Annotated in this window: 16 protein-coding genes, 3 pseudogenes and 1 riboswitch; of the genes and pseudogenes, 10 read left to right on the top strand and 9 right to left on the bottom strand. The window is 44.5% G+C overall.

Annotated features, from left to right (window positions below; translation table 11 throughout):
- From BLO31_RS24690 to BLO31_RS21190, 9 genes and pseudogenes are all read right to left on the bottom strand, one after another.
- Nucleotides 1-387: a hypothetical protein gene (locus BLO31_RS24690; RefSeq protein WP_245688539.1), complete on the bottom strand. Its 387-nt coding sequence runs from the start codon at nt 385-387 to the stop codon at nt 1-3.
- Nucleotides 360-842, bottom strand: coding sequence for a sirohydrochlorin cobaltochelatase (locus tag BLO31_RS24685; RefSeq protein ID WP_245688538.1), 483 nt, complete (start codon nt 840-842; stop codon nt 360-362). The genes BLO31_RS24690 and BLO31_RS24685 overlap by 28 nt, the downstream gene beginning before the upstream one ends.
- Nucleotides 839-1,714: a cobalamin biosynthesis protein gene (locus BLO31_RS24680; RefSeq protein ID WP_245688543.1), complete on the bottom strand. Its 876-nt coding sequence runs from the start codon at nt 1,712-1,714 to the stop codon at nt 839-841. Before BLO31_RS24680 ends, BLO31_RS24685 begins: the two co-directional genes overlap by 4 nt.
- A 29-nt stretch (nt 1,715-1,743) precedes the next feature.
- The gene (locus BLO31_RS24675; protein ID WP_245688537.1) at nt 1,744-2,463 is read right to left on the bottom strand and encodes a cobalamin biosynthesis central domain-containing protein; all 720 of its coding nucleotides are present in this window, start codon (nt 2,461-2,463) and stop codon (nt 1,744-1,746) included.
- A 19-nt stretch (nt 2,464-2,482) separates the two neighbouring features.
- The gene (gene cobI / locus BLO31_RS21205) at nt 2,483-3,283 is read right to left on the bottom strand and encodes a precorrin-2 C(20)-methyltransferase (RefSeq protein ID WP_070971583.1); all 801 of its coding nucleotides are present in this window, start codon (nt 3,281-3,283) and stop codon (nt 2,483-2,485) included.
- A complete protein-coding gene (gene cbiT / locus BLO31_RS21200; RefSeq protein ID WP_245688536.1) occupies nt 3,280-4,149 on the bottom strand; it encodes a precorrin-6Y C5,15-methyltransferase (decarboxylating) subunit CbiT in 870 nt (289 codons plus the stop codon). The genes cobI and cbiT overlap by 4 nt, the downstream gene beginning before the upstream one ends.
- A 66-nt stretch (nt 4,150-4,215) precedes the next feature.
- Nucleotides 4,216-4,554 carry an SAM-dependent methyltransferase gene (locus BLO31_RS24670; protein ID WP_245688535.1) on the bottom strand — a complete coding sequence of 113 codons (339 nt, stop codon included), beginning with the start codon at nt 4,552-4,554 and terminating at the stop codon, nt 4,216-4,218.
- Between the two features lie 5 nt (nt 4,555-4,559).
- A pseudogene (locus tag BLO31_RS21195) lies at nt 4,560-5,194 on the bottom strand (precorrin-8X methylmutase).
- A gap of 64 nt (nt 5,195-5,258) precedes the next feature.
- Complete coding sequence (locus BLO31_RS21190) at nt 5,259-6,371, bottom strand: cobalt-precorrin-5B (C(1))-methyltransferase (protein ID WP_070971580.1); 1,113 nt, start codon at nt 6,369-6,371, stop codon at nt 5,259-5,261.
- Between the two features lie 84 nt (nt 6,372-6,455).
- A riboswitch (cobalamin riboswitch) is annotated at nt 6,456-6,588 on the bottom strand.
- Between the two features lie 665 nt (nt 6,589-7,253).
- Between BLO31_RS21190 and BLO31_RS21185 the strand changes: the two genes are divergently transcribed.
- The 10 genes and pseudogenes from BLO31_RS21185 to BLO31_RS21135 all read left to right on the top strand — a co-directional run bounded on the left by BLO31_RS21185 (nt 7,254) and on the right by BLO31_RS21135 (nt 16,941).
- Nucleotides 7,254-8,372, top strand: coding sequence for an alpha/beta hydrolase (locus BLO31_RS21185; RefSeq protein ID WP_070971577.1), 1,119 nt, complete (start codon nt 7,254-7,256; stop codon nt 8,370-8,372).
- 729 nt (nt 8,373-9,101) lie between these two features.
- Nucleotides 9,102-10,528, top strand: a pseudogene (gene ccoN, locus BLO31_RS21175) (cytochrome-c oxidase, cbb3-type subunit I).
- A 12-nt stretch (nt 10,529-10,540) separates the two neighbouring features.
- Nucleotides 10,541-11,161 (top strand): cytochrome-c oxidase, cbb3-type subunit II, encoded by a 621-nt coding sequence (gene ccoO, locus BLO31_RS21170; RefSeq protein ID WP_070971568.1) that lies wholly within the window; start codon nt 10,541-10,543, stop codon nt 11,159-11,161.
- Between the two features lie 10 nt (nt 11,162-11,171).
- On the top strand, nt 11,172-11,351 hold the full coding sequence (locus BLO31_RS21165) for a CcoQ/FixQ family Cbb3-type cytochrome c oxidase assembly chaperone (RefSeq protein WP_070971565.1): 180 nt from the start codon (nt 11,172-11,174) through the stop codon (nt 11,349-11,351).
- The gene (ccoP, locus tag BLO31_RS21160) at nt 11,348-12,328 is read left to right on the top strand and encodes a cytochrome-c oxidase, cbb3-type subunit III (protein WP_070971562.1); all 981 of its coding nucleotides are present in this window, start codon (nt 11,348-11,350) and stop codon (nt 12,326-12,328) included. The genes BLO31_RS21165 and ccoP overlap by 4 nt, the downstream gene beginning before the upstream one ends.
- An 84-nt stretch (nt 12,329-12,412) precedes the next feature.
- Nucleotides 12,413-12,892: a FixH family protein gene (locus BLO31_RS21155; RefSeq protein ID WP_070971559.1), complete on the top strand. Its 480-nt coding sequence runs from the start codon at nt 12,413-12,415 to the stop codon at nt 12,890-12,892.
- A gap of 4 nt (nt 12,893-12,896) precedes the next feature.
- Nucleotides 12,897-15,268 (top strand): annotated as a pseudogene (locus BLO31_RS21150) (heavy metal translocating P-type ATPase).
- Nucleotides 15,268-15,432 (top strand): cbb3-type cytochrome oxidase assembly protein CcoS, encoded by a 165-nt coding sequence (gene ccoS, locus BLO31_RS21145; protein ID WP_070971556.1) that lies wholly within the window; start codon nt 15,268-15,270, stop codon nt 15,430-15,432. Before BLO31_RS21150 ends, ccoS begins: the two are co-directional and overlap by 1 nt.
- Nucleotides 15,429-16,100 (top strand): sulfite exporter TauE/SafE family protein, encoded by a 672-nt coding sequence (locus BLO31_RS21140; protein WP_070971553.1) that lies wholly within the window; start codon nt 15,429-15,431, stop codon nt 16,098-16,100. The genes ccoS and BLO31_RS21140 overlap by 4 nt, the downstream gene beginning before the upstream one ends.
- 91 nt (nt 16,101-16,191) lie before the next feature.
- Nucleotides 16,192-16,941 carry a fumarate/nitrate reduction transcriptional regulator Fnr gene (locus BLO31_RS21135; RefSeq protein WP_070971550.1) on the top strand — a complete coding sequence of 250 codons (750 nt, stop codon included), beginning with the start codon at nt 16,192-16,194 and terminating at the stop codon, nt 16,939-16,941.
- Nucleotides 16,942-16,946 lie beyond the last annotated feature (5 nt).

Raw genomic sequence — 16,946 nt, 5'->3', positions numbered from 1 at the left:
TTAGCCATTGTGATGGTCCTGTTCTGGCGCGCGCAAACGAATCAGACCTTCATCGATTTGCTTAAAGATAATGTCTGTCACTTCTGGTAGCGACAACAAGTTAAACGATGTTCCATCTTCGGCATGAGCCAATTCGACATCACACAGAGCATCGAGCTGGGATTTGATATCGTTCATATCTTTCACAAAGTGGTTGCCTGAGACCAACAGCAGAGGAATAACGCGCAGTTTCGGTAAACTACCAGAGTCTTTAAGCGTTCTTTGCAACGAAGCTTTAATCGTGTGGAACGGCATAGCACCTTCTAAAGAACAAGAAACGTTTTTCTCAGAAAGCTGAGAAAGGAACGTATCGCAGTAAGTCACTGCTTGGTGACCCGGATTGTCCAAATAAGGGGCGCATGATGCACGAATAGATTTAGGTCGCTGCCATGACTAAAGCGCTCATTTATGGCGCTTAGTAAATCTGTTGCACAGTGCGTGTGATGGATAATCGCTGGTGTATGGTCAATGGCAGAGAGTGAAAAGTTTTTAAACCCTTGCGTAATGAGTTCGACTTGCTTGTGTTCATCAGTTGGGAACAAGTAACAAGAAGCCACCAGTATGCGTTGATAACCTTCTAGATCTAAGCTCGCCAACACCGAAGGAAGATGCTGATAATCTTTACCTTCCGATGCTAGCTTTTTGATTACCATACGGGAACTTGTGGCGACCCTTACTTCGCAGTTTGGATAGCGCGCTTGTACTTTTTCTTTCAGTTCTAGGTAGCGCTTTTGTTCTACTACCGAGCCAAAGCAACTTAGTACAATTGCGGTCCCTTTGGTGTAATGTCTTAATCTTTTCATTCCTTTGATTCCTCAAACGGTGCAAAAAATCGAGGCTCAATGACCTCTGAAATTGGTTGATTTTTGGCAAGAGCGATAAATAGCTCTCGCCATGTCGATTCTGAAAATTCTTCAATACCGCGCAGCCAAATACCGTGGTTGGTTAATGGTTTGTCGCAGTTAGGTATAAGTCGTTGATAAATGGCCAATGCAGAACGATTTCTACAAGCTCCAACACACATGCTACGGCTGATTTTGATCCTTTTACGCCCCGATGCTAGGCCTACCTCTTTTAATACGGTGCGCAGGTCATGGGCGAGATTTTTAGCCCCTGCTTTGGCACAGCGCGTGCCTTCACATAACAACAGGTGGTGAGTGTGAAATAGCATGGGACGGTTTAAATCAACGTGCTTGGGCTTACACTGATAACCTTCGACAACTTCGTTGCCATAGAGGTTACGTTTTACGGGTTTTTTAGTTACGTTGTCACTATCTTTCTTGCCGTGACGCTTTTCTCCAAGCCAATTTTTACGCTTGTGCTTGACGAGAGATTCGCTGAACTCAAGGCGACAGCACGCAATGGTCATATTGTAACCATCTTTCTTGAATGCCCACTTTGGAACAACTAAACGCTCACTAGAACCCAGCTTTAAGGCAGCCGCTTCGGCTACTGAGTTACTACCAGTGACTTTCTTTACGTATTCAGAAGGGTTTTCAATACCCTTAATGTCATCTAATTCTTCGGCGGCATACGTCGTAAATGGCCATTGTCTTTGCTCAGATAGCTGATTGAGCGCTACCTCATTGGCTTTTAGATCGATACTGGCAAAACTGGCTACAGACTCCAGAGACAAGTTGAATTTTTCACTAAATGTCTTGAGTCCAGCGAGAATCGTGGAAATTGGCGTGTTCCTGTCACAACCTAAGCTAATACTAGTGATTTAGGACGCCAAACTACCAACTTCCCTTGCCAAGGCTCTAGGTCTATCTCTTGCTGATCAGTCACCAAAATTGCGGCGTCAAACGCTTGGTTATCAATACCTTCAAGCGTGTCGTGACACAAAATATTGGCCGGCATACGCTTGTCATACTGCCACCAGTTTTTATCGCCCGCTTGTTGTGCAATCAGAACCGACTCGTCATTAACTATGGCTGCCGATACTGAAGTAATTGAAGGCTCGGAGATTGGGTCGAGATGCCAACCAAATCGAGCGCCCAACATATCTGCTGATACGTTTTCCGATACATCTGACGCAGTGGTCACTACAGGAGTTGCATGGACTATATGGGCAACCCTATGGGTCAGCTCGTTTGCACCTCCGCGATGACCTGATAGCATTGAAATGGCAAATGTGGCTTGTTCATCGAGACAGACCACCGCAGGGTCTGATCTTTTGTCTTCTATAAGCGGAGCCAACATCCGCATGACAATACCCGTAGCGCAGATAAAAATATGCGCGTCGTAATCGGTAAACTGGCGTGATACAAAAGAAGAAAGTGGTAGATCAAGTTGTTTTGCGCCTATAGTCAGCTCATAGGCGACCGGCGCAACATACAAGTCAGCAAATGGCAGCCCTCTTTTGAGCTTTTCACCCTGTTTGGCTCCGTGTTTGGTAATAGCGTAGATCGCGATTCTATTCATGTTACGACAAACCCCACGACTAATTTACAGCGCGACTAGAGGAGAAACTTGCCTCTACCGTGATGGGTTGCTGTCCTCTTAGAACCCCTTTTCGAGTGCGGATTGAGAGCTGAACCATGGAGAAATATCGATTTGAATTGGGGACGTCATCAAGGTCGTCGTATATTTCCTCTTGCTCGCTGCTGGCATGGGAAACATAAGTTGCAACATCGTGTATGCCGAGCTTTTTCAACTTTTCCGAAAGCGCTGGGATCATGCGACCTGCTTTGATTAACATGATGGTATCAAACTCTTTTACCAAGTTTTCCAAACACTCAATGCCATAGGTAGCAGGTACGACACAAAACTTCTCTTTTCCCTCAGCTAACGGAATTTTGGTTGCTGCAGGTACGGCGGTAATAGAGGTGATCCCCGGCACTATTACTGGCTTGAGCTCAGGAATTAGTTCGGAAAGCTCATCTTGAACATAGGACCAAGTGCTAAAAACAGAAGGATCCCCTTCGGTGATAAAGACGACGTTTTTACCTGCTTGTAGTCTCTGCAAAATGGTGTGTGCGGCGGTTTGCCATGCCGGTATGTTTACCGACGGATCTCTGGTCATCGGAAAGTGTAAGTAACACGATTCTGCTGAGATTTCTGCCTCTGGCACGGCACCAGTTACGATTTGCCAAGCAAACGAGTCGGCTTTTCCTTTGTTTTTCTCTGGAATTGCGATTACGTCAGCTTCTTTGATAAGTCGAACCGCTTTAAGTGTGAGCAGTTCACTGTCTCCGGTTCCGACGCCAACCGCATAAAGTTTGCCTAGTGATGAAATGGTCATATCGGATCCTCTGAGATTTCTGACGTTAAAGGTATGGATTGTTGTTTGGTAAAAGTGAACAGGTGAATTGGATTATCTCCCTGATATCTTTGGTAATGTGCTAGCGGTTGTAAATGGGATACGTTGATGAGTTTGGCATCAAACTCAAGACTGTTTTGCTTAGCCCATTGGTATATCTCTCCTACGGTATCGACTGTGACCGCAGAGACGACAAGACGTCCGTCATTTAATAGTTGCAGCCACGCTTGATCTAAAATTCCGTCCATTTGACCGCGAGAGCCACCGATAAACACGGCATTTGGGCTCGGTAACTGGTCGAGTCCTTCTGGTGCTTTAATCTTTACAAGTGTTACGTTGTCGGTGCTGTGCGCCTTGATATTCTCTTCAATAACGTCAAAGCAATCGACGTTGCATTCAACTGCGAAAACGCTGCCTCTTACGGCAAATTTTGCCGCTTCAATAGCTATAGAACCAGAGCCTGCGCCGATATCCCATACAGTGTCTAGCGGTGATAGTTTCAACTGAGTGAGTGCGAGGTTTCTCACCGCTTCTTTGGTGATAAGACCGTTTATTGGCTTGCGCTTGCTAAAGCTACTGTCTTGGGCAAACTGCCTGTGGCCGCCCCAATGCAATTGAGAGGCCGCCTCTTTTCTTTTAGCGACCACAATATTGAGTTTGTCGAAAGTGTCGCTAGTTTCTGATAGCTCAGCAACGGAGTATGACCGGACTCTTTCTTCTAACCCACCTAACTGTTCACAAACGTAGAGTGTCCAGTGATGGTTGTTAAACTGCAAAAGGTGCGACGCTATTTTTTGTGGTGTGTTTTGGTAATCGGTTAAGATTGCGAATAGATCGCCCACTTGCATCTGGCTGATATACCCGCTAGTGCTCTGCCGTGTACTGATAAAAATTGTGCTTGGTGCCAAGCAGCCCTACGCGGCAAAGGCCAATTGTGCAGAGCTTTGAGTGGGGATAAACGCTAGCTCTTTAGCGGGAAACTTTTTGAGTAATGTCGTGCCAATGCCAAAAAAGAGCGGATCTCCAGATGCTAAAATCGCAACATCGCCCTCTTCGCTCTCTTCAATCACTTGGTTTAACCAAGTCGAAAATCCTTGTTCCATAGATAGAAAGGTCCCCTGAAACTGCGGGAACCACTCTAGATGACGAGGATGTCCTGCAACGACTCTAGACTCAGTAACAAGGCTCACGGCCTTGCTTGTTAGGCTTATACAACCGTCTTCGGGAATGCCAACTACGCTAATTCTTGCCATCGCCATTACACCGTCTGATACAAAAGTGCGTGAACTGTGGAGACCACAAGCGGGCTTCCCCCTTTGCGACCTACACTGGCAATGTACTCAACGCGATTTTGTTCAACCAAAGCTTGCTTAGACTCTAGGGCTTTTACAAAACCGACTGGAATACCAATGATTAAGGCTGGCTTTGCTTCACCTGCTTCTACCATTCTCAGTACCTCGTATAACGCGGTTGGCGCGTTTCCGATAGCGACAATAGATCCATCGAGAAGACCTAAGTCTCTCGCTTTTTTCATCCCCCATACAGCTCGTGTATCACCGGCAGCTTGGCGTTTTCAATTACGTCGGCGTCACTGATAAAGCAATGGGTCGCATTACCGTGGATTTTTGTACGAACTGGACTTATCCCACTTTTGATCATGGTAACATCACTGACTATCGGGCAGCCGTTGATAAGTGCTTTGATACCTGTATCAACGGCATTTTCGCTGAAGCGGTACAAGTCTGAAAACTCGAAGTCTCCGGTAGTGTGAATAGCTCTGCGAACCACTTGCCATTGCTGCTTATTGTGAGAATGTCCCCCGTGAATCTCATCTATTTCGCGATCAATAATCGAAAAAGAGTCTTCTTCAATCTGATGACCTTTTTGTGTCATTTGCTGCATGCTCTTCGGCGCAACAAACTCGCTGTGGTGATCCTTCATTCTATTCCTTGTCAGTTTATTCACTTCGACTCTTGCCAATGGGTTCACCATTGAAGTCGATCAATATAACCTCGACATCAAGCGCATTACTGACGTACTTAGCAGCGTGTTGCTGCGCTTCTTTACACAGTCGGTTATAAAAATTAGTTGGTTTGCTATCGCGAACAAGGTCAAGTACATGCCGACCTGAGTTGGCGCTGGCAATATGTTCACAGAGCGTTGACTCGATACCTTCTTGATGAGCCAATCTACTTAGGTAACTGAAATCAATGCCATAACCTGACACATGGGTCATCATTCGACCAGAGATAAGCTTACCTAGCTTGCCTATCATACAAACGACAGTGATCTGTTTAACCTTGTAGCGCTTTGCCGAACGCAGGCCTACCCCAATAAAGTCGCCCGCTTGTATAAAAGCCATCTCATTTAATGTCGGTATAATTTTTTTGGCCGCGATTTCTGAACGGCTCCCTGTTGTGAGTACTACGTGTTGCTCACCATTGGTTTTCGCTATCTGTATCGCTTGTCTTACTGAAGCGGCAAATGCAGAGGTCGAATACGGTCTAACGGTGCCGCGGGTACCTAAAATAGAGATGCCGCCAACGAGTCCCAGACGTTCATTAATTGTTTCCGTTGCCGCTTTCTCGCCATCCGGAACTATGATGGTCAGTTCAAGACCAAATGTATCTTGAAGGGTTTTTGAAGCGTTCAACCACTCCAAGGAGGCCATTTCAATAATATTCGCTTTGGGAACAGGGTTGATGGCGGGTTCTCCCACACTAAGCTCTAAACCGGGTTTAGTGACAACGGCTACACCGAGACCACCGAGAACTTTTATCCCTTTATCATTGACGAGTCTGGCTTTGCACTGAATTTCTAAACCATGAGTACAGTCTGGATCATCACCCGCATCTTTAATCACACCACAAAGAACCGTATCCGATTGTTCAAGACGGTTTATCGGGAAGGTAACCCACTCTCGATTGGGGATTTGTATCGTTATTTCGTCAACCGATTGCTTTTCGATCAGGGCTCTTACCGATGCTCTCGCAGCGGCTGCGGCACAAGCTCCGGTGGTATAACCACCGCGAAGATCTTGGTTTGATTTGGAACGTTTGAGTTTGCCCACGTCACTTCTCAAAAAGGTTTAGATACAATGGGGGCATGTGTCGATATCGAAGTGATATATGACTCTGAGTGCTCCCGCCCAGTTGGATATATTTTTTATTTAGTGGGATCTGACTTACGAAAAAATATCGAACACAGTTGCGGGTACAGTTCAGGATTGCCACCTGATTCACCGTAAGCGATTTTTGTAAACCGCTTCTAAATAATTTAGCAAAACACAATTGTTTAACTTTTTAAAATATACCCAAGTTTTAAATAAATAGAAATGTAAATTAATGGAAAGACGGTTTTTTTTGATTTCACCCCTGAGTTAAAGCGGCTAGTACTAGCAAACGGTTCACTCATAAAATCTGTCGCTGTCATCAGATAAATATCGTTAAGATTTTGATTTAAATGGATTTGTGGGATTTTTGTTTCTGGGTTAAAGGTTTTGTTAATACCAGATGCAGCTCCAAGTAAATCAATAATTAATAAACATTATTGGAACATGGCGTTATAAATATTAACAAATGTGAATTTTAGTATTAAATCGATACTAGTATAAATTGGTAATCTCAATTACTTAGCAATCCGTTTTTATATGAAGTTAAATAAATCGAATCATTAATATTTTTCATATAGACGCGCTTTTACATTGTATGCTAACTCTGGATATATTTTTATTATTAACAGTGTCAATACTAGAAACCTGAAATAGATTTTAGGAAGACAAATGTTTTTCTCTCAGTTTTAACAGTTACCTGTCTGATAAAAGTGTCCGGTTTTGCTTAAGAGTTGTTTGTGTAAATTAGTGCAAACTGTGAAGGTTAAAAACGCAAAAAGTGTGGTTGTGCAAGTTGCCTTTGGCTAACGTTTCACCACTTATATACCTAAGGAGTCATGTATGAGTGCATTGATTGAACGGCTGTTTTCACTTCCATTTAAGATGTATGCCAAAACCATTATTGCTGTTGGTATGATTGTCCCTTCCCTAGCGGCATGTACTAGCTGGCTTAACCCCAGTAGACCGCAAACCCCAAAAGAGCGCCCTTACCACGTCGAATCTGTTGTGATTAAAGGTGCTGAAGAAGGCGTAGAAATTCGCGGAGAGTTCACAGCTCCTAGAAAGTTAGGCAGTTATCCGGCTGTCATTTTGATTGCGGGCTCTGGTCCAATGGACAGAGATGAACATTTTTACGGGCATAGGCCTTTTATGGTTTTGGCTGACGAGCTGACCAAAGCGGGTTACGCCGTTCTGCGATATGACAAACGCGGTGTTGGTAAAAGCATAGGGAACTACCAAACGGCGACTATGGATGACTTTGCCAATGATGCCGTTAAAGCTATTGTTTGGCTTGAAAAACAACCCAAAGTTGACGCCAATAAGATTGGTTTAATTGGCCATTCATCCGGAAGTATGGTCGCCACAATGGCCGCAACCAAAAGTGACAAGGTTAAGCATATCGTCCACTTAGCTGGGCCGTTCGACGATATTGAAAACATACTACAAAATCAGAGTCGAGATATCGCTATCTTATCTGGAAAAGATACTGCTTGGATTGAGACTGAAAACGCTTGGTTGCAGCGCTTCTTTCACTTAGTTGAACACACTCCTAGTACCCAAGGGTATCAAGATTTGTTCGATGCTGAGTTCAAGCCGTACGCAAAAGAACTGGGCTTAAGCCCCCGCCATATGCGTGATGTTTTCCAGTCCCTACCACTTGCCTGGTTTAAGCACGCACTTAACTACGATCCAGAGCAGACACTGCAAACACTTAATATTCCTATGTACGCAATATTCGGTGGCAAAGATATACAGGTTGACGCTAAACGTAACTTTGCCAATGCCAAACACGCATTGACGCATGAACACTCACGCGTTGAAACGTTTGAGGATCTGAATCACATGTTCCAACCGGCAGATAAAGGTTTACCTGAGGAGTACGTGGAAATTGACACGACTTTTGACCAGCAAGTCTCTCATTCTATAGTCGCTTGGCTAGATGCGGTTAACCGTCAGTGAGGTGTGCTTAGTTAAGGGTAAAAGAAGACTTATATAAAGCTATATAAAAGAAGGCAGTTTTTACTGCCTTTATATCTTATCGATATTGCTATCTATTAACGCTTCTACTTTACAAGGATCTTTGCTTTGATCTTTTGACCCTTGCTTATCAATGAAACAGAGTTTTCCTCGCGTTTCATTTTTTCTACAAGCTGCCAGCTCATTTCTGAACTTTGCTCCACGTGATAAGTGGAAGAATCTATGATTATGTCCACCCTTTATTTGTAGTCGTGAGCTGGAGAGAACCGTCTTCGTTGTTGGTTATTTCGAATGACGAACTGTTAACATCAAAAGTACAGTTTGGTTTCAATTCACATTGGACCATTTCTTCGGATGTATGAGTCATTGTTCGCCATGTAAAAGCGATAATCAGCAGCGTTAAGGTGATGATTATTTGAGCAAAACGTCCACGTGTCAGCTTTTGTGCGGGCATGGTCGGGTCTTCTCCGTGTAACAAACTTCAAAGTTTTGACATAAAAAATCAAATCCAGATCAAGTGTAAGGTTACTTACCTGTCATTGATATGTTAATTGCAGTATAGTTGGACGCTGAAAATGCCACTTTTTTTTAAAGTCGGCAAGGAAAATAAATTGCTGATAACAGAAATAATTTTCCCAACGATTTGGGTGGCATTACGACTACTGTCGTGTTGGAAGTGAAGTGTAGTTAATTAGAAATTGGAAGCATGCAATGAGCCAAGAAAAGCAGCTTGAACAAAACTACAACTATACGGTCGTTCGTCAATTTACCTTAGTGACCATACTATGGGGAATTGTCGGTATGGCTGTTGGTGTTTTGATCGCCGCTCAGTTAGTGTGGCCAGCGTTGAATTTTGATACGCCATGGCTGACGTATAGCCGATTACGTCCTCTGCATACTAATGCGGTTATTTTTGCGTTTGGTACTAGTGCACTGTTCGCAACATCTTATTATGTTGTGCAGCGTACTTGTCAAACACGTCTATTTGGAGGCCCTCTTGTCCCATTCACCTTTTGGGGATGGCAAGCAATCATTTTAGCCGCTGCTATTACTCTGCCTTTGGGTTATACCTCAGGTAAAGAGTACGCAGAACTAGAATGGCCTATCGATATCGCTATCGCGGTTGTTTGGGTAGCCTACGCGGTTGTGTTCTTTGGAACACTGATTAAGCGTAATACCTCTCACATCTACGTAGCTAACTGGTTCTTCGGTGCCTTTATTATCACTGTTGCGGTGTTGCACATCGTAAACAGCATGGCGATCCCTGTTGGCCTTGGTAAATCTTACTCGATTTACTCTGGTGCAGTGGACGCAATGGTACAGTGGTGGTATGGACACAACGCAGTAGGTTTCCTACTGACAGCCGGTTTCCTAGGTATGATGTACTACTTTGTACCTAAGCAAGCTGAACGTCCGGTTTACTCATACCGTCTGTCTATCGTTCACTTTTGGGCACTAGTGTCTTTGTATATTTGGGCTGGTCCTCACCACCTACACTATACAGCGCTGCCAGACTGGACTCAGTCGCTAGGTATGGTGATGTCCTTGGTTCTATTCGCTCCGTCTTGGGGGGGATGATCAACGGTATCATGACACTATCTGGTGCGTGGCATAAACTTCGCTACGACCCAATCTTAAGATTCCTGATCGTATCTCTGTCTTTCTACGGTATGTCTACCTTCGAAGGGCCTATGATGTCGATCAAAACCGTTAACGCCCTATCCCACTATACCGACTGGACGATTGGTCACGTTCACTCTGGTGCTCTTGGTTGGGTTGCAATGGTATCCATCGGTTCTGTATACCACCTAATCCCACGCCTATTTGGTCAGGAGCGCATGTACTCAGTGAGTATGATTAACGCGCACTTCTGGCTGGCAACTATCGGTACGGTTCTGTACATCGTTGCTATGTGGATTTCAGGTGTTATGCAAGGTCTGATGTGGCGTGCAGTTAACTCTGACGGTACTTTGACTTACAGCTTTGTAGAGTCAGTACAAGCGTCTTACCCGTACTATACCGTTCGTTTCATCGGTGGCTTCATATTCCTAGTGGGTATGTTCCTGATGGCTTACAACGCGTATAAGACAATTGCAGCACCTAAAAATAGCCTAAAAGCTATTCAACAACCGGCATAAGGAGATTAGATAATGAGTTCTAATTCTAACAATCGCCATGAAATTGTTGAACGCAATGTTGGCTTACTAGCGATTTGTATTGTATTCGCGATCAGTTTAGGTGCCTTGGTTGAAATCACTCCGTTGATTTTCCAAAAGCAAACTACTGAAGCTGTGGACAACCTACGTCCATATACAGCGCTTGAAATGGAAGGTCGTGACGTTTACATCCGCGAAGGTTGTAACGTATGTCACAGCCAGATGATCCGTCCTTTCCGTTCTGAAACAGAACGTTACGGTCACTACTCTGTTGCTGGTGAAAGTGTGTACGAGCATCCATTCCTATGGGGCTCAAAACGTACTGGACCGGATTTGGCACGTGTAGGCGGACGTTACTCTGACGAGTGGCACCGCGTTCACTTGATCGATCCGCGTGAATTGGTTCCTGAGTCAAACATGCCTGCATTCCCATGGCTTGCAGACAATGTACTCGACGGCAAAGATACTCAAAGAAAACTTGAGATCTTCCGCAACCAGTTTGGTGTTCCATACACTGATGAACAAATAGCAAACGCGGCTAAAGATGTCGAAGGAAAAACCGAGATGGATGCCATCATCGCTTACCTTCAATCTCTGGGTCACGCAATGAAGTAAGGGTGAAATTATGGATATAGGTACTATTCACAGTATTTGGACCATAGTGTTGTTTGCAAGCTTTATTGGCGTCGTTTGGTGGGCTTACGGCAAGAGTCGTAAAGCGCGTTTCGACGAAGCTGCGAACCTTGTTTTTGCTGATGAAGAACAAGACGCACCCTCTAAAGAACAAGGAGTGACTAAGAAATGACTACATTTTGGAGTCTTTGGATCATCGTTATTACCGTTGGTACGCTATTAGGCTGTGCTGCTCTACTTGTTTGGTGCCTGAAAGACAAAATGGGCGTCGAAGATGGTGCAGACATGGGCCATGAGTACGATGGTATTCGCGAGTTAAACAATCCACTTCCTAAGTGGTGGACGTACTTGTTTGTAGGTACGTTCGTATTTGCCGCAATATATTTAGCGCTTTACCCTGGTTTGGGTAACTTTCAAGGCCTTTTAGGCTGGACAAGTTCAGACCAAACTGTAACAACTGTTGCACAATCTAAAGCGTCTATTTCGGCTTCTCAAGACAACAAGCAACTGGACCAGTATGCCAAAGAGCTGGACGACGCTGAAACCTACTTCGGTGAAGCATTTAAGCGCTTGGCATATGTCGAAAACAGTGATGAGCTTCGCTCTATCCCTGATATCGCTGGTGACAGTGAAGCAGTAAAAGTTGGGCAGCGTTTGTTCCTTCAGAACTGTTCTCAGTGTCACGGTTCAGACGCACGTGGTATGAAAGGCTTCCCTAACCTTGCAGACGATGCTTGGTTATACGGTGGCGAACCACAAGCAATCGTCAATACAATCATGCACGGCCGTATCGGTCAAATGCCTGGTTGGAAAGACGCGCTTGGTGAGCAAGGTGTAAAAGAAGTTGTAACTTACACTCTTAGCCTTTCTGGACGTTCTGTAAATGCTCGCGAAGCAGAGGCTGGTAAAGCTAAATTCGCAGTATGTGCAGCCTGTCACGGTACAGATGGTAAAGGTAACCCACTAGTGGGTGCCCCAGACCTAACGGACCAGTACTGGTTGTTCGGCGGTAGCCGTGCAGACGTTACAGAGACTGTTATGAACGGTCGCTCTGGTGTGATGCCAGCTTGGAAAGACATTATCGGTGAAGATAAAGTCCAGCTAGTTTCGGCATATGTTTGGAGTTTATCTAACTCAGATAATAAGTAACATTTCAATAACGGCCTCTTTCTAAGAGGCCGTCATTTCTATAAATTTTTAGCCTAATTTCATTTCGTTGTTGAGAACTTTTTTATGGTAAAGCCTTGGTATAAACAATTCTGGCCGTGGTTCCTAATCATTTTGCCGCTTACGGTAGTGGTGTGGACGGTGATTACGGTGATCGTTTTTGCAAACAATTCTGTTTCACTGGTGACTGAGGATTACTATAAAAAAGGTAAAGGGATAAACATTGACCTATCAAAAATCAATGTAGGTAAAGAGTTAGCGCTTGGTGCGACTATCTATTCTGATGGCAACTCAATCGTGGTTGAACTTGATAAAGGGAAACTAGAGCACTATCCGGCATTAAACGTTATGTTTGCTCATCGCACCCTACCGGATCGCGATTTTAGTCGCCTGCTGACGTCGGATGCGAACGGAAATTACCGATTTACTTTAGAACAAGAACTACAAGGTCCATGGTTTGTTGAGCTCACTCCTCATAACTCAGAGTGGTTGATTCAAGGCCGAGTGACTTTCCCTTCATCGTCTCCAACAAAATTGACCGATTAAGCCTATGTGTAAGTCCTGTTATCACTGTGGTGAAGAAGTACCAGCGGACACGGATTTTAAAGTAGAAATACTCGGTGAAGTTCGTGAAATGTGTTGTCCCGGTTGCGAAACGGTCGCACAAACTATTGTGGAAAGCGGTCTGGTATCTTACTACCAATATCGTACTGCACCTGCCGAAAAAGCCGATTTAGTTCCCGAACAGCTTCAAGCGCTTATTCATTATGACAATGAAGAAGTACAATCAGAATTCGTACGAAACAGCGAGAATCTATCTGAGGTGACGTTGTCACTAGAGGGTGTATCTTGCGCTGCCTGTGCATGGCTTATTGAAAAGCAGGTCGCTGCTGAATCCGGTGTGGTTACGATTCGAGTCAATACTACGACCAACCGCGCCCTATTAAAGTGGGACAAAACGAAAGTTCGGCTAAGTGAACTGCTCTCTTCAATTCACAAGCTCGGTTATAAAGCCGCGCCATTTGAGGCGGACAAACAGGAAGCCTCTTATCATCGCCAAATGAAGCAGTACCTATATCGTTTGGGAATTGCTGGTCTTGCGACCATGCAGGTAATGATGCTGGCCGTCGCTCTGTACCTTGAAGTGTTTGGTGACCTAGACGCAGAGTTTAAAAACTATTTCCGTTGGGTAAGTTTGATCTTCGCCACGCCGGTAATGCTCTACTCTGCTCTGCCTTTTTACATAAACGCATGGCGCAGTATTCGAAGCCGTACTTTGGGTATGGATGTCCCAGTTTCAATTGCAATGATATTTGCCTATATAGCGAGTATGGTTGCCACCATTACTGAGCAAGGCGAAGTTTTCTTTGAGTCTATTTCAATGTTCGCGTTCTTCCTACTTGTAGGACGCTTTTTGGAAATGCGCGCTCGAAGAAAAGCAGCTGCGGCCAGTGGCAACCTGCTGAAACTAATCCCTGCGATAGCTACCAAACTCGACGGTGATCAAGTCCCTGTAAAAACCTTAAACATAGGCGATAAAATACGAGTTTTACCCGGTGAGCACATTCCTGCTGATGGCAAGATTATTAAAGGTCGCGTTCATATCGATGAATCGATGTTAACGGGTGAATCGGTTCCTGTTGTAAAAAGTGTCGATGATTATGTTTACGCGGGAACGCTAAACGGAGAAGAGGCGTTTGAACTAGAGGTAACGAGCTCTAAAGCGGACTCAATGATTTCTAATATAGTCCGTCTACAAGATGAAGCTCAGCTTTCAAAACCAAAAATTGCCGAGATAGCAGACATAGTGGCGCGTTACTTTGTGGGTATTATATTGCTGATTGCAGCGGGCACATGGTTTTTTTGGCACCAGACCCAACCTGAAGACGCGTTTTGGATCATGTTAGCTGTATTGGTGGCCACCTGCCTTGTGCATTGTCTTTGGCGACTCCTACTGCACTAACTTGTGCCACTTCTCGCATGGGTAACTACGGTATTCTTCTTCGCAAAGGCCACGTATTTGAAACTCTGTGTAAAGTAAATCACTTAGTGGTTGATAAAACAGGTACGCTGACTCATGGTGACATTGAGATCTCGGATGTAATTCTGCATTCGGATTTAGATAAAGCACACTCTTTAGCTATCGCGGCTTCGTTGGAAAGCCATGCTAACCATCCTATTGCTAAGGCGTTTAGAGCCTTTGCAAAAGATGACGTTGTGGTTGACGAAATCGAGAATATAATCGGCTCTGGTATCAAAGGCCTATATCGAGGCTCTGAAGTCAAGATTGGTAGTGCGGCTTATATTGAGGTCACTAGCGATCGAGTAAAAGCCAATGCGGTTTACTTATCTCTAGAGGGTCAACACATTGCCACTTTTGTTTACCAAGACCCAATCCGTGAAGAAGCTAAGGGACTTATTGAACAGTTCCAAAATGCCGGAATCCACATTACTTTGTTGACGGGTGATTCAGAAGCGAATGCCCTACCCGTGGCAAAAGAAATGGGTATCGACAAAGTGATAGCCAGTGCTAAGCCACAAGACAAACTAGCCTATTTAAAAAGCCTAGATGAGAACGAAATTACCATGATGATCGGGGACGGTATTAATGATGCCCCAACTCTAGCTGGCGCTCATTTGTCTGTCGCTATGGGCGGAGGTGCCGACGTGGCCAAAGCTTCTGCTGATATGGTACTACTTGGCGATCAGTTAGATAGAATTCTCAAAGCAAGGGAGCTAGCGATTAAAACGCGCAAAATCATTCGCGAAAACTTAGCTTGGTCTTTGGGATACAACTTATTGATTTTACCACTCGCTGTGGCCGGTCTAGTTGCACCATATTTTGCGGTTGTAGGTATGTCAGGTAGCTCAATTATTGTAGTATCGAACTCTCTGCGCTTACTAAAGGAAGAGAATAAGTAATGGAAAGCCTCTATATCCTTATCCCTATTGCGATCGTACTCGTCTGTGTTGCGGTAGGTATCTTTTTATGGGCGGTAAAAAGTGAACAGTTCGAAGACCTTGAGCGCCAAGGTCACAACATCTTGTTTGACGAAGACGATAAAGAGAAGCGCGACAAATCATGAACCCGGATTGGTTAGGAGCCTTTTTAATTGGAGTTGTCGGTGCTGGTCACTGCATGGGGATGTGCGGCGGTATTGCAGGCATGCTCACCATGGGCTCTTCGCCAAATAAACCGTTTGTGGTGTTGTTTTACAATATCGGCCGTTTGATCAGTTACTCTGTTATGGGGGCGATTATCGGTGGCGCTATTGCTGGTTTGGCTGATGTTAGCCAAGCCAACCACGCTTTAGTTTGGCTTCGTTTGGCTGCGGCACTGTTTATGGTGTTACTTGCTTTATACATAGGTCGCTGGTGGACTGGTCTACTTGCAGTAGAAAAGCTTGGCCAAAAGCTCTGGAAGGTGATCTCACCCGCAGGTAAATCTTTCCTCCCTTTAAAAAGTTCTCTTCATGCCCTACCTTTTGGCTTCATTTGGGGCTGGTTACCCTGTGGGTTAGTCTATTCGACCCTAACGTGGGCCGCAGTATCGGGTAGTGCGATTAATGGTGCAGGTATTATGTTGGCATTTGGTTTAGGAACTTTGCCTGCAATGCTATTGATCGGCTACGGCGCTCGATTTTTACACACTCTGCAACAGTCTGTAAGTTTTAGAAATATCGCAGCGATTTTGCTGCTCGCTTATGGACTCTATACTGCCTACGATGCATTGATTCTCTTGTCATTAAATTAGTATAAGACTGTTTTAGAAGGCCTTTTTTCACTACCCTTTGTGATTTAGGAGTGCTAAAATATTGATGTATATCAAATAGTGAAAGATTGTTATGATTTCTGAAAAGCCTGCAACTAAACGAGTTCAATCCGGTGGTTGTGCAATTCACTGCCAAGATTGCAGTATTAGTCAATTGTGTATTCCCTTCACTCTTAACGAGTCCGAGTTAGATCAGCTAGACCAGATCATCGAACGTAAAAAGCCAATACAGAAAGGCCAAGAGCTGTTTAAAGCAGGTGACGATTTAAAGTCTCTTTACGCTATTCGTTCAGGAACGATAAAAAGCTACACCATTACCGAACAAGGTGACGAGCAGATTACGGCATTCCACCTAGAGGGTGACTTGGTTGGTTTTGATGCCATCACTGGTGATTGCCACCCAAGTTTTGCACAAGCACTTGAAACTTCAATGGTTTGTGAAATCCCATACGAAATTCTAGATGATCTTTCGGGCAAAATGCCTAAGCTACGTCAGCAAATTATGCGTTTGATGAGTAGTGAAATCAAAGGCGACCAAGAAATGATTCTTCTGCTTTCCAAGAAAAACGCTGAGGAGCGTCTCGCTGCATTTTTATACAATCTTTCTACCCGTTTTTCGCAGCGTGGCTTTAGCCCAAGAGAATTTCGTCTCACCATGACCCGTGGTGACATTGGTAACTATTTGGGGCTCACTGTAGAAACGATTAGTCGTCTTTTAGGCCGTTTCCAAAAAGCGGACATCCTTAGCGTTAAGGGTAAATACATCACCATCCTAGACCACGATTCCCTGATGGAACTGGCTGGCGTTTCAACGGAATCCTAATTAAC

The organism is Vibrio sonorensis (assembly GCF_001854765.1).
Classification (GTDB): domain Bacteria; phylum Pseudomonadota; class Gammaproteobacteria; order Enterobacterales; family Vibrionaceae; genus Vibrio; species Vibrio sonorensis.
Note: the sequence above shows the minus strand (reverse complement) of the source record. Positions and strands in the feature narration are given on the sequence as shown.